The 12,099-nt window shown below is 70.9% G+C and carries 11 protein-coding genes; 8 read left to right on the top strand and 3 right to left on the bottom strand.

What is annotated here, in order from left to right; genetic code table 11:
* Window positions 1–531 precede the first annotated feature (531 nt).
* Window positions 532–1,407, bottom strand: coding sequence for an undecaprenyl-diphosphate phosphatase (locus Q2K21_RS21945; protein WP_310773618.1), 876 nt, complete (start codon window positions 1,405–1,407; stop codon window positions 532–534).
* A 352-nt stretch (window positions 1,408–1,759) separates the two neighbouring features.
* Here Q2K21_RS21945 and Q2K21_RS21940 point away from each other — a divergent pair, with 352 nt between their 5' ends.
* Genes Q2K21_RS21940 through Q2K21_RS21930 form a run of 3 tightly spaced genes read left to right on the top strand, consistent with a single transcriptional unit; the run spans window position 1,760 to window position 4,634 of the window.
* A complete protein-coding gene (locus Q2K21_RS21940) occupies window positions 1,760–2,983 on the top strand; it encodes a Gfo/Idh/MocA family protein (protein ID WP_310773616.1) in 1,224 nt (407 codons plus the stop codon).
* A complete protein-coding gene (locus Q2K21_RS21935; protein WP_310773613.1) occupies window positions 2,980–3,918 on the top strand; it encodes a DUF6807 domain-containing protein in 939 nt (312 codons plus the stop codon). Before Q2K21_RS21940 ends, Q2K21_RS21935 begins: the two co-directional genes overlap by 4 nt.
* Window positions 3,912–4,634 carry a cupin gene (locus Q2K21_RS21930; RefSeq protein ID WP_310773611.1) on the top strand — a complete coding sequence of 241 codons (723 nt, stop codon included), beginning with the start codon at window positions 3,912–3,914 and terminating at the stop codon, window positions 4,632–4,634. Before Q2K21_RS21935 ends, Q2K21_RS21930 begins: the two co-directional genes overlap by 7 nt.
* Window positions 4,635–4,716: 82 nt before the next feature.
* On the opposite strand, the gene Q2K21_RS21925 is transcribed toward Q2K21_RS21930, so the two are convergent.
* Entirely contained in the window at window positions 4,717–5,187 is a 471-nt protein-coding gene (locus Q2K21_RS21925) for a winged helix-turn-helix transcriptional regulator (protein WP_310773608.1), read from the bottom strand.
* 130 nt (window positions 5,188–5,317) lie between these two features.
* On the opposite strand from Q2K21_RS21925, the gene Q2K21_RS21920 reads away from it, so the two are divergent.
* Window positions 5,318–6,490 carry a thiolase family protein gene (locus Q2K21_RS21920; RefSeq protein ID WP_310773606.1) on the top strand — a complete coding sequence of 391 codons (1,173 nt, stop codon included), beginning with the start codon at window positions 5,318–5,320 and terminating at the stop codon, window positions 6,488–6,490.
* Between the two features lie 67 nt (window positions 6,491–6,557).
* Here Q2K21_RS21920 and Q2K21_RS21915 read toward each other — a convergent pair whose 3' ends face one another.
* Window positions 6,558–7,340 carry a TVP38/TMEM64 family protein gene (locus tag Q2K21_RS21915; protein ID WP_310773603.1) on the bottom strand — a complete coding sequence of 261 codons (783 nt, stop codon included), beginning with the start codon at window positions 7,338–7,340 and terminating at the stop codon, window positions 6,558–6,560.
* A 437-nt stretch (window positions 7,341–7,777) separates the two neighbouring features.
* On the opposite strand from Q2K21_RS21915, the gene tuf reads away from it, so the two are divergent.
* The 4 genes from tuf (at window position 7,778) to Q2K21_RS21895 (ending at window position 11,828) form a co-directional block, all read left to right on the top strand.
* Window positions 7,778–8,947, top strand: a complete 1,170-nt coding sequence (gene tuf / locus Q2K21_RS21910) for an elongation factor Tu (RefSeq protein ID WP_310773601.1) — start codon at window positions 7,778–7,780, stop codon at window positions 8,945–8,947.
* 608 nt (window positions 8,948–9,555) lie between these two features.
* On the top strand, window positions 9,556–10,401 hold the full coding sequence (locus Q2K21_RS21905; RefSeq protein WP_310773599.1) for a spermidine synthase: 846 nt from the start codon (window positions 9,556–9,558) through the stop codon (window positions 10,399–10,401).
* Window positions 10,402–10,597: 196 nt separating this feature from the next.
* Window positions 10,598–11,035 (top strand): DUF4442 domain-containing protein, encoded by a 438-nt coding sequence (locus Q2K21_RS21900; RefSeq protein ID WP_310781162.1) that lies wholly within the window; start codon window positions 10,598–10,600, stop codon window positions 11,033–11,035.
* Between the two features lie 142 nt (window positions 11,036–11,177).
* Window positions 11,178–11,828, top strand: coding sequence for a DedA family protein (locus Q2K21_RS21895; protein ID WP_310773597.1), 651 nt, complete (start codon window positions 11,178–11,180; stop codon window positions 11,826–11,828).
* Window positions 11,829–12,099: the final 271 nt, after the last annotated feature.

The raw sequence follows: 12,099 nt of genomic DNA, 5'->3' as shown, positions 1-12,099 counted from the left end.
AGAGGGCTCGAATGACCTCTGATCTGCCGATCAGAAAGCGCAGGCTGCTGTGTTTGGGCCGTTGATAGTCTCGCCGTCCACGACCAGAGGGGGATGAGAGATGGTGGAAACGGAGCGATCCAGGCCTGGGAGACCCTGGTCCAGGGGACTTCGGTTCGGCATCGTCCTAGGCGGTCTGACATCGTTGGTCTCGATCGTCACCATCGGGCAGGTGTGGACTTCGTGCGACATAGGCGTCAATGCAGGCGCCAACTCTGTCTCCCTGCTCTTTCTCGCGCCCTTCATATGGTTCGCCGCAGCGGTGCCTTGGGTGGTTCTGTACGGTGCCCTCGGAAGACGTCATGGAGGCGCGGCACTGACAGCTGGGGTCCTCTTCAGCGTGTGGTTCGCGTGGTTCCTGGTGACGTGGCTTGGCATCCTGGATTCCTACCCCGACCCTTGGTGCCCGGGAAACGTCCCGCCGTGGTGGCCGAGTTTCATTCCTACCTGAGCGCTCGGCGCAGGGCGGGCTGTCAGCTCAAAGCCCCGCCCTCACCCCGCCGACTCCCCCGCATGAGGACTCAGCACATCCGCACTGACCAGCGCGATCAACGCCACCCCGAGCGCGATCCGGTACCACACGAACGGCATGAAGGACTTCGACGAGATGAACTTCATGAACCACGCGATGACCGCGTACCCGGACGCGAACGCGATGACCGTCGCGAACAGTGTCGGCCCCCAGCTGACGTGTCCGCCCTCCGCCGCGTCCTTGACCTCGAACACGCCCGAGGCCAGCACGGCCGGGATGGCGAGGAGGAACGAGTAGCGTGCCGCGGCCTCGCGTCGGTAGCCGAGGAACAGGCCGCCGCTGATCGTCGCGCCGGAGCGGGAGACACCGGGGATCAGGGCCATCGCCTGGCAGACGCCGAAGACGAGACCGTCCTTGATGTTCAGGTCCTGGAGCGTCTTGCGCTGCTTCGGCGTCCGGTGCCGGCCGCCCTTCTCGTCGCGCGCCGCGAGACGGTCCGCGATGCCGATGATCACGCCGATGACGATCAGCATCGTCGCCGTGACCCGCAGATCACGGAACGGGCCCTCGATCTGGTCCTTCAGGGTCACCCCGAGGACGCCGATGGGTATGGAGCCGACGATCACCAGCCAGCCCATCTGTGCGTCATGGTTCTGCCGCATCGTCTTGTCGAACAGCGAGCGGAACCAGGCCGAGAGGATGTTCGCGATGTCCTTGCGGAAGTAGATCAGCACCGCGGCTTCCGTGCCGATCTGGGTGATCGCGGTGAAGGCCGCCCCCGGGTCCGTCCAGCCCGCGAAGGCCGCGGTCAGGCGGAGGTGCGCGCTGGAGGAGACGGGGAGGAATTCGGTCAGCCCCTGGACGAGTCCGAGGATGAGGGATTCAAACCAAGACATGAAGTGATGTGGTCCAAGCGCTGATCGTGGAATCGTGGAAGCGACGACGGGCACACCGGGCCGCGGTGTGCCGTGGTGCAGCCGGTGATCAAGTGTGTGGGTGGCAGAGTAGCGTCCCGGGATGACGGTTCCATCACCGGGGCTTTACCGGCGCTTGGGACGGCTTCCCCGCGCCACGCCGGGCCGAGCGCCGTCCGCCTCGCGTGACGGTGGTGCCGGTGGTGTTGACCGGCCCCTTGGACGCCGCTTACGTTGCAGCCGAGGGAAAGCGCTTGCTGTCCCCGGGTCCTCCGGAGTCAACACGCGTTGGCCAACGTCTGACGTCACGTCCGATGGAGCGCTGATCACGTACATGCCCACAGCACACAACGCGTCCACCGCCGACGCCGACAACGCCATCAGCCCGCATCCGGTACTTCCGTTCGCCGGCCGTCGCATCAAGGCCGCCCTCATCGGCACGGGCGCCATCGCGCGCGACTCCCATCTGCCGGCGCTCGCCCGGCTCGCCGAGGAGGGCGAGGTCGAGATCGTCGCCGCCGTCGACATCGACGCCGACTCGGTCCAGCGGGTGTGCGCCGAAGGTGGCATTCCGCACGCGTACACCGACCTCCACCGCATGCTGGAGGAGCAGCGGCCCGACCTGGTCAGCATCTGTACGCCGCCCATCCTGCACCGGGAGCAGACCATCGCCGCGCTGCGGGGCGGTGCCTGGGTGTGGTGCGAGAAGCCGCCGGTGCCGACGCTGGCCGACTTCGACGCCGTCGAGGCGGAGGAGGGCACGAACGGCGGCCCGTACGCGTCGATCGTCTTCCAGCACCGCTTCGGCTCCGGCTCCCGGCACGTGCGACGGCTGCTGGCCGAGCAGGCCATGGGCCGCCCGCTGGTGGCGCACTGCCAGACCACCTGGTACCGCAACGCCGCCTACTACGCCGTGCCCTGGCGCGGGCGCTGGGGGACCGAGGGCGGCGGGCCCGCCATGGGCCACGGCATCCATCAGATGGACCTCCTCCTCGACCTGCTCGGACCGTGGAGCGAGGTCCGGGCCATGGCCGGGCGCCTGGTGCACGACGTGGAGACGGAGGACGTGTCCACGGCGCTCGTGCGGTTCGAGAGCGGCGCTCTCGCGACGGTTGTCAACAGCGTGCTCAGCCCCGACGAGGTCAGCCGCATCCGCATCGACTGCGAGCGCGCCACCGTCGAACTCACGCATCTGTACGGCCACAGCAACGACAACTGGCGCATCACACCCGCCCCCGACGTCCCCGAGAAGGAGGTCGCGGTCTGGCGGGACTTCGGTGCGGACGTGCCGAGTTCGCACCTGGAACAGCTGCGCGAGCTGGTCGCGAGCATGCGGGCCGGCGAGCGGCCGCGCAGCAGCGGCGCCGACGGGCGCACCAGCCTGGAGCTGATCACCGCGCTGTACAAGTCGGCGTTCACCGACACGACCGTCCGCGCCGGGGAGATCGGCCCCGGAGACCCGTACTACACGGCCCTGCATGGGGGCGCGCCCGGCTGGGCGCCTGTGGTCGGCGAGGCAGCGTCCCAGGAGGCGCCGAGCCAGGAGGTGTCCGCATGACCGGGACCCTGGGTGCCCTGCGCATCGTGCACGCGCACGGCGACCGCGTCACGCTCACCGAGCCGACCACCGGCGTGGAGCTGTTCAGCTACGTCTACGGCCCCGAGGCGGCCTGGGAGGCGCCCAAACCGTATCTGCACCCGGTCCGGACGCTCGCCGGCGACATCGTCACCGACTACCGGCCCAACGACCACCGCTGGCACAAGGGCCTGCAGCTCACCGCCTCACATCTGTCGGGCCAGAACCTGTGGGGCGGCAACACATACGTGCACGGCGAGGGGTATCTCGCGCTGCCGGAGCGCGTCGGTTCGATGGCGCACGTCGCCTTCGACGAGATCGACGCGGACGGCGACCGCGCGGTCATCGCCGAGCGGCTCACCTGGCACCCGTACAGCGGTGAGCCGTGGGCCGAGGAGGAGCGCCGCATCGAGGTGCACGATATTGACGTCGCGTCCGGCTCCTGGGCGCTGACCTGGACCTCCGCGATCACGAACCGCCGCGACGAGCCGCTGCTGTTCGGCAGTCCGACCACCGCCGGCCGGGAGATGGCCGGCTACACGGGCCTGTTCTGGCGCGGACCGCGTGCCTTCCGGGACGGGCGGGTCATCGGGCCGCGCTCCGAGGGGCCGGGGCTGATGGGGCAGCAGGCGCCCTGGCTCGCGTACTCGGGGGAGCACGACGGCGCCGACGGGCACGCCACACTCCTCTTCGCGCACGCTCCCGAGAACGATCACCTGGGAGAGCGCGGCGCCCACCCGGCCCACTGGTTCGTCCGCAACGAGCCCTTCGCGGCCGTCGCCCCGTCCTGGGCGTTCTACGACGAGCTGGAGCTGGCCCCGGGCGACACACTGCGGCGACGGTACCGGGTTGTGGTGGCGGACGGCGCGTGGGAGCGTGAGGAGGTCGCCAAGTATCTGGAGGAGCACCCGTGGTGAGCCCCGGGGAGTTCACCGGGCTGCCGGGCGCCGTGGCCGTCTCGCACCTGTCCGTCTACGACTGGCCCGCAGCCGACGGCGTATGCGGCGGAACTCCCCATCTGCATCTGACCTGTTCGGAGGCGTACGTCGTCACCGGCGGGCGCGGCGCGGTGCAGACGCTGACGACGTCCGGGTGCGAGGTCACGCCCCTCGCGCCCGGCACGGTCGCCTGGTTCACGCCCGGCACCATCCACCGGCTGGTCAACGAGGACGACCTGCGCATCACCGTCCTCATGCAGAACAGCGGGCTCCCGGAGGCGGGCGACGCCGTCCTCACCCTGCCTCCGCAGTACCTGACCGATCCGGAGACCTACGCCGCCGCGACCGTCATCCCGGCCGACGTGCCCGAGGAGGAGCAGGAGCGGATTGCCCGGGCTCGGCGCGATCTTGCCCTGGAGGGCTACCGGGCGCTGCGCGACGCGGACGGCCCCGAGCCGCTCGCCGCCTTCCACCGGGCGGCCGCCGCGCTCGTACGGCCGCGACTGGCCGAGTGGCGCGAACGGTGGCGGCGGGGTGCCGAGGCCGCCGCGTCCGCCACCGGGGAACAGTTCGACCGCCTGGAGCGCGGCGATGTCTCCCACCTCGCCGACGCGGTCGTACGGGCGCAGCAGCCGTCCGCGCATGGCAAGTTCGGCATGTGCGGGCGGCTGGACGTCTACAAGGGGACGCCGTAGCCGTCCATAGCCGTCCGTATTCGTCTCTGGGCGTCAGCCGTCCGTATTCGTCTCTAGGGTCCCTAGGCGTCCGTAGGCGTCCCTAGGCGGCCGTAGGCCCCGACACCGTCCAGCCCTGCGCCTGAGGGTGCGGCGTCAAGTCCTCGTGGTGGACCTCCTCGCCGCAGGCGGAGCAGGTGACGACCGGGACGAGTTCGTTGCCGCAGATGTGTTCGATCACCATGGGGCGATCGTCGTCCTGCCTGAGATGGCGGTCGCCCCATGCCATGAGGGTCATCAGGACCGACTCCAGCTCCAGGCCCGCCGCCGTGGGCCTGTACTCGAAGCGCTGCGGGCGCTCGGTGTAGATCTTCTTCGTCAGGATTCCCGCGTCCACCAGCCGCTTCAGACGTGTGGCCAGCACGTCTCGCGGGGCGCCGATGTTGCGGACGAGCTGGTCGAAGCGTCGGTTGCCGAGGCAGACCTCGCGCAGGACGAGCAGGGAGTACTTCTCGCCGACGAGAGCCAGGGTGTCGGCGATCGAGCAGGGGCGCGGGTCTTTGGAGGCGGCCATGCGGCCAGTCTAGGCGAGGGTTTGCTTTTCCAACTCTCAGAGTTATGGTGGGTCCAGATTTCCTACTCACCGGTAATCACTCCCGCCGGTATCACCGCACCGGCACCCGCCGGGCAAGGAGGCCCGCACCATGCGTGACGCCGTGATCGTCGAAGCCGTACGCACCCCGGTGGGCAAGGGCAAGCCGAACGGCGCCCTCGCCCAGGTCCATCCCGTGGAACTCCTCGCGCACACCCTGCGCACCCTCGTCGAACGCTCCGGCATCGACCCGGCACTCATCGACGACGTCATCGGCGGCACCGTCGACCAGGTCGGCGAGCAGGCCACGAACACCACCCGCTACGCCGTCCTGTCCGCGGGCTTCCCCGAGACGGTGCCCGCGACCACCGTGGACCGCCAGTGCGGTTCCTCCCAGCAGGCCGTGCACTTCGCCGCGCAGGGAGTGCTCTCCGGCGCGTACGACATCGTCGTGGCCTGCGGCGTGGAGTCCATGAGCCGTGTGCCGATGTGGTCGAACGTGCCCCCCGGCAAGGACCCCTTCGGGCCCGGCGTCGCCGCGCGCTACCCGGAGGGCCTGGTCCCGCAGGGCATCAGCGCCGAGCTGATCGCCGCGAAGTGGTCGATCGGCCGCGAGCAGATGGACGCCTTCGCGGTGTCCTCGCACCGCAAGGCGGCAGCGGCCTGGGACGCCGGTCTGTTCGACGCCGAGACGGCTCCCCTGGAAGGCCTCACGCGCGACGAGTGCATACGGCCGTCCAGCACGCCCGAGATCCTCTCCGGCCTCAAGCCCGCGTACTACGACCCCGGCTTCGCCGAGCGGTTCCCGCAGATCGAGTGGAACGTCACCGCCGGCAACGCCAGCCCGATCAACGACGGCGCGTCGGCCGTTCTGATCACCTCCAGCGAGACCGCGGCCCGCCTCGGCCTGCGCCCGCTGGCCCGGCTGCACAGCTTCGCGGTCACCGGCTCCGATCCGCTCCTGATGCTCACCGGCGTCATCCCGGCCACCGAAAAGGTGCTGCGCAAGGCAGGCCTGACGGTCGAGGACATCGACCTCTTCGAGGTGAACGAGGCCTTCTCCAGCGTCGTTCTGGCCTGGCAGCAGGAGACGGGCGCCGACCTCGCCAAGGTCAACGTGCACGGCGGGGCCATCTCCATCGGCCACCCGCTGGGCGCGAGCGGCACCCGGCTGACGACCACTCTTGTGCACGCGCTACGCGCGCGTGGAGCGCGTTACGGTCTGCAGACGATGTGCGAGGCGGGCGGCCTCGCCAACGCGATGATCCTGGAGGCGGTCCGCTAGGCCCTGTCGTCAAACTCCCGTCGTCCGCCCTCCCGTCGTCCGCCCGGCTGCCCCTCGGTCGGGCGGCTCAGCGGCCGCGCAGGTGGTGGCGCTTGCGCCAGGCCACCACCGCGCCGACCAGTGCCGGCACCGCGATGAAGCCCATCGCGATCAGGAAGGCGGGCGAGGTCGGCTTCGAGGCGCGGGCGCCGGCGACGACGTACGCGGCGGTGTTCGGTATCGAGCCGAGCGCCGTCGCGAGCAGGAACGGCGCCCAGCGCATCCGGGAGACGGCCGCGCAGTAGTTGGCCACCCAGAACGGCACCCCGGGGAACAGTCGGGCCGCCATCATCGAGCGGAAGCCGTGCCGGCTGAGCTGACCGTCCGCGGCCTTCAACCAGCGTCCGCGCAGCAGCGGGCGCAGGGCGTCCTGCCCGAGCACCCGGCCGAGCCCGAAGGCCATCCCGGCCCCGAGCACCGTGCCTGCCAGAGCCGCCCCAGTGCCCAGCTGCGAGCCGAACAGGGCACCCGCCGCGAGGTTCAGAAGAGGTCGCGGCACGAACGCGACTGTGCACAGCCCGTACGCCACCGCGAAGACCCCGGCCGCGGCGGCACCCCCGAACTGCGGCGGCCAGCCGTGCGCCAGCAGCCTCTGCGGCTCGAACAGCAGCACGCAGGACGCGGCCGCGGCGAGCAGGACCACGAGCAGGGACAGCCGCGACCAGGGCGAGAGCAGCGCTCTGGTACAGCGAGCGGTGAACCCCAGCGGTACGTCGACGGCGGCAGTGGCCGACGCGGCGGTGAGCTTTGTGGCCGCGGCCCGGGGAGAGGCCGTGGCGGTGCCCCCAGAGCGGGTGGTGGCATCGAGCATTCGGCGACAGTAACCGACCCATGTATGTGATCGCCGTATGGTCCGTCTCACGGACGTCACAGGATCGGGAAGCCTTGGGTCCGTGTTGTGCCGCATCCGTCCCACTGGACTCGCCCAGCCGAACTCGTCCCGCTGGACTCGCCCCGCGCGAAAAACCATTCGACGTGGGCGGGCGCTTCGACGATGATCTCCTGCATGTTCCGGTACGCCTTCCTCCTCGCAGCATCCGCCACCGCGGATGCCCCGAAGGCTGCCGTCCTGATCCTCGTGGCCGCAGTCGACGGCGCCCGAAGCTGACCCTTCCCGGATTGTCCGGCGGACCCCGCAGGGGGAGGGTCGGCAAGTCCCTTGGGGTCCCCGTCCCGGCCGGATCACCCGACGCCGGGGCAGTCACTCGGTACCGCTGAGTACCGCTGAAGAGGCTTCGAGGTACAGCCATGCCCAAGACGGCATACATGCGCACCAAACCGCACCTGAACATCGGCACGATGGGGCACGTCGACCACGGCAAGACCACCCTGACCGCCGCCATCACCAAGGTCCTCGCCGAGCGCGGTGCCTCCACCTTCGTCCCGTTCGACCGGATCGACCGGGCCCCGGAGGAGGCGGCGCGCGGCATCACCATCAACATCGCGCACGTCGAGTACGAGACCGACACCCGGCACTACGCGCACGTGGACATGCCGGGCCACGCCGACTACGTCAAGAACATGGTCACCGGGGCCGCGCAGCTCGACGGGGCGATCCTCGTCGTCTCCGCGCTCGACGGGATCATGCCGCAGACCGCCGAACACGTGCTGCTCGCCCGGCAAGTGGGCGTCGACCATATCGTCGTCGCCCTCAACAAGGCCGACGCGGGCGACGAGGAGCTCACCGACCTCGTCGAACTGGAGGTCCGCGAACTGCTCACCGCCCACGGCTATCCCGGCGACTCCGTACCGGTCGTACGCGTCTCCGGGCTCAAGGCCCTGGAGGGGGACCGTCGTTGGACCGCGGCGATCGACGCGCTGCTCGACGCGGTGGACACCTATGTGCCCATGCCCGAGCGGTACGTGGACGCGCCGTTCCTGCTGCCGGTGGAGAACGTGCTGACGATCACCGGCCGGGGCACGGTCGTCACCGGCGCCGTCGAGCGCGGCACGGTCAGGGTGGGCGACCGGATGGAGGTGCTCGGCGCCGGTCTGGAGACCGTGGTCACCGGCCTGGAGACGTTCGGCAAGCCCATGGAGGAGGCACAGGCCGGGGACAACGTGGCGTTGCTGCTGCGCGGGGTGCCGCGTGACGCCGTGCGTCGCGGGCACATCGTCGCGGCGCCCGGCAGCGTCGTGCCGAGCCGCCGCTTCTCGGCGCAGGTGTACGTCCTGTCGGCGCGCGAGGGCGGTCGTACGACCCCGGTGTCGACCGGTTACCGGCCGCAGTTCTACATCCGCACCGCGGACGTGGTCGGCGACATCGACCTCGGCGAGACGGCGGTCGCCCGGCCCGGCGACACGGTCACGGTGACAGTGGAACTGGGCCGCGAGGTCCCGCTTGAGCCAGGCCTCGGCTTCGCGATCCGCGAGGGCGGCCGCACGGTCGGCGCGGGGACGGTGACGGCCGTGGAGTGAGCCGGGATCTGCGGGCCGTCGGCTGAGCCGAGTGTGCCCGGACCGGCCGCCGGCCCGGGGTGCCGCGCCCACGGCCGAGGACGCGGGTGTCCGCCTGGAGGGGGCGGGCGCCCGCGTCCGCGACGTCAGTGGCGTGCGCGGGACTTGAGCACACGAGAGTCATGGGCATCGCGTCGGGCCGCCGCTTGCCCGGCCCGGTGCCGGACCGGCCGGGTATGCCATCCGGCTCGGACCATGGGCCCCGTGGAGTACGCCGTCCGGTCCGCTGGTCTTGTCGGGCACGGGGCCGGTCGTTCACGAGCCGGTTCTTGTGCTCCGGCGTGGGAGCGGTGGGGTGCGCCGTGCGGTCCGGTTGTTCTGCCGGGCGCACGGCGGGCTGCCCACCCTGTTTGGTCCGATTGTTCTGCCGGGCGCACGGCCGACTGCCCCCGCTGTCCGGCCCGGTTGTCCTGGCGGGCACGGGACCGGCCATGCATGCCAACGGTCCAACGGTGCCACTGTCCGGCCCCGGCCCGGACCCGGCGGAACGCGCCGCACGCCTCGCCCCGGCCCAACGCCGGCGGAACGCGCCGTACGGTCCCCCCGTCCGGCCCCGGCACAATAGAGACGTGACCGAGCCGATACCCGTGACGCGTGCCGTGGATCACGGGACCGCCAAGTTGATGCCCGACGTGGACCGTGAACGAGCCTGGCTGCTGACGGTCGACGGGGCACCGCAGTCGTACGTGGACCTGGACGCGCCGACGCATCTGGAGTTCGAGTACGCGCGACGGCTCGGCCATGTGCTCGACACGGTGGCGGAGCCGGGACGGGCCCTGGACGTGCTGCACCTCGGTGGGGGCGCGCTCACCCTGCCCCGCTATGTGGCCGCGACCCGCCCGGGCTCCCGACAGGACGTCGTCGAGGCCGACCGGGGACTGCTCGACCTCGTCGTGGAACACCTTCCCCTGCCCGCCGATGCCGGCATTACCCTGCACCCGGCCGACGCCCGCGCCTGGCTCGACGCTGCCCCGTCGGACTCCGCCGACATCGTGATCGCGGACGTCTTCGGCGGCTCCCGTGTCCCTGCCCACCTGACGACGGTGGCGTACGCCCGCGCCGCCGAGCGGGTGCTGCGTCCGGACGGCGTCTATCTGGCGAACCTCGCCGACGCCGCGCCCTTCGCCTTCCTCCGCTCCCAACTCGCCACGTTCGCCGCGGTCTTCGAGGAACTCGCCCTGATCGCCGAGCCGGGCGTGCTGCGCGGCCGCCGTTTCGGCAACGCCGTGCTCGTGGCGGCCCACCACCCGCTCGACACGGCCCCCCTGACCCGCCGGACCGCCGCCGACGCCTTCCCGGCACGCGTCGAACACGGCGCCGCGCTACGGGACTTCATGGGCAGCGCCGAGCCGGTCCATGACGAGAACGCCGTTCCGTCGCCCGAACCGCCCGACGGCGCCTTCACCATCGGCTGACCCGCTGCACGGGTCGTCGATGCCGACGACACGGCCGACCCGACCGCGATGACCTTCGTCCGGTTCCCGCCGCCCGACGGCCCGCCCCGGGCGGCCGCTGTCCCTGCCGTAGGGGCGGTCACGAGGGGCGATCACCGCCGGACCCTGGTCCAGGGCGGCTACTGATGGGTAACATGCCGGCATGAGCGCAGACCAGATGTCGATCGGCGAGATGCTCGCCGCCACGGTGCCTATGGCCAGGACCCTGAACCTGGAGTTCCTGGAGACCACGCCGGACAAGGCCGTGGTGGCCCTGCCCGACCAGAGCGAGTACCACAACCACGTCGGCGGGCCGCACGCCGGAGCCATGTTCACGCTGGGCGAGTCGACGAGCGGCGCGATCGTGCTGGCCGCGTTCGGGGAGCAGCTGTCACGGGCCGTGCCGCTCGCCGTCAGCGCCGAGATCGCGTACAAGAAGCTCGCGATGGGCCGGGTCACCGCGACCGCCACGCTCGGCCGTCCCGCCGCCGAGGTCGTCGCCGAACTGGACGCCGGTCAGCGCCCCGTATTCCCCGTCTCCGTCGCCATCCAGCGTGAGGACGGCGCCGTGACCGGCGAGATGACCGTTGTGTGGACGCTGCGCCCCAACGGCTGACGAAGCCCCCGAGACCTCGCTGCATCAAGAACACCGGTGCGATCTGTGGGACGCCGTCGCGGCCGGCTGAGCGGGTAGGCTGCCTGGGGTGCGCCCTCGCGAGCGCACCCCAGCACGGACGCGAAACGGGGAGGAACCGGCGGTGCACGTCCAGGAGTGGCTCGACACGGTACCCGCGGCCGCCGTCTACGCGGTGGTGGCCCTGGTCATCGGCCTGGAGAGCCTGGGCATCCCGCTGCCCGGCGAGATCGTCCTGGTGTCGGCCGCGCTGCTCTCCTCCCAGCACAGCGGCATCAACCCCGTGATCCTGGGTGCCTGCGCGAGCGCCGGCGCCGTCGTCGGCGACTCCATCGGGTACGCCATCGGCCGCAAGGGCGGACGTCCGCTGCTGGCGTGGCTCGGCAAGAAGTTCCCCAAGCACTTCAGTGAGGGCCATGTCGCGACCGCCGAGCGGTCCTTCGAGAAGTGGGGCATGTGGGCGGTCTTCTTCGGCCGCTTCGTCGCCCTGCTGCGGATCTTCGCGGGCCCGCTCGCCGGTGTGCTGCACATGCCGTACTGGAAGTTCCTGACCGCCAACTTCCTGGGCGGCGTCGTCTGGGCGGGCGGCACGACCGCGGTCATCTACTACGTCGGCGTGGTCGCCGAGTCCTGGCTGAAGAAGTTCTCGTACCTGGGCCTGGTCGCGGCCGTGCTCATCGGCCTCGCGTCGATGCTGGTGGTCAAGCGGAAGGCGAAGAAGGCGGGAGAGGCCCAGCGGGAGGCCGAGGCGGAGGCGGTTGCGGCCGGGGACTAGTGCCCCAACAGGCAACGTTCGCCCTGTCGCGACGCCCGGCACGCACTCTCGCCGCACCGGCCGAAAGCCCAAGTACATCCAGTACGAGGGCTTCCGTCCGGCACACCGAGAGCACGCACCGGACGCCGCTCCTTGACGGGCAAACGTTGCCTGCCGGGGCACTAGCCGCGCCGTCCGGGATGGCTGCGCACCGTGCGGGATCGGTCGGGAGCTGTCTCCGGTTGCTCGCGCCAACACGGCGAAGCCGCACTCTGCCACAGCCCCGCGCCCC

Source organism: Streptomyces sp. CGMCC 4.7035, assembly GCF_031583065.1.
GTDB lineage: Bacteria > Actinomycetota > Actinomycetes > Streptomycetales > Streptomycetaceae > Streptomyces > Streptomyces yaanensis.
Note: the sequence above shows the minus strand (reverse complement) of the source record. Positions and strands in the feature narration are given on the sequence as shown.

Coding starts and splice junctions, on each gene's coding strand:
- Q2K21_RS21945 (WP_310773618.1), bottom strand. CDS start 1,407: ATGTCTTGGTTTGAATCCCTCATCCTCGGACTCGTCCAGGGGCTGACC.
- Q2K21_RS21940 (WP_310773616.1), top strand. CDS start 1,760: ATGCCCACAGCACACAACGCGTCCACCGCCGACGCCGACAACGCCATC.
- Q2K21_RS21935 (WP_310773613.1), top strand. CDS start 2,980: ATGACCGGGACCCTGGGTGCCCTGCGCATCGTGCACGCGCACGGCGAC.
- Q2K21_RS21925 (WP_310773608.1), bottom strand. CDS start 5,187: ATGGCCGCCTCCAAAGACCCGCGCCCCTGCTCGATCGCCGACACCCTG.
- Q2K21_RS21920 (WP_310773606.1), top strand. CDS start 5,318: ATGCGTGACGCCGTGATCGTCGAAGCCGTACGCACCCCGGTGGGCAAG.
- Q2K21_RS21915 (WP_310773603.1), bottom strand. CDS start 7,340: ATGCTCGATGCCACCACCCGCTCTGGGGGCACCGCCACGGCCTCTCCC.
- tuf (WP_310773601.1), top strand. CDS start 7,778: ATGCCCAAGACGGCATACATGCGCACCAAACCGCACCTGAACATCGGC.
- Q2K21_RS21900 (WP_310781162.1), top strand. CDS start 10,598: ATGTCGATCGGCGAGATGCTCGCCGCCACGGTGCCTATGGCCAGGACC.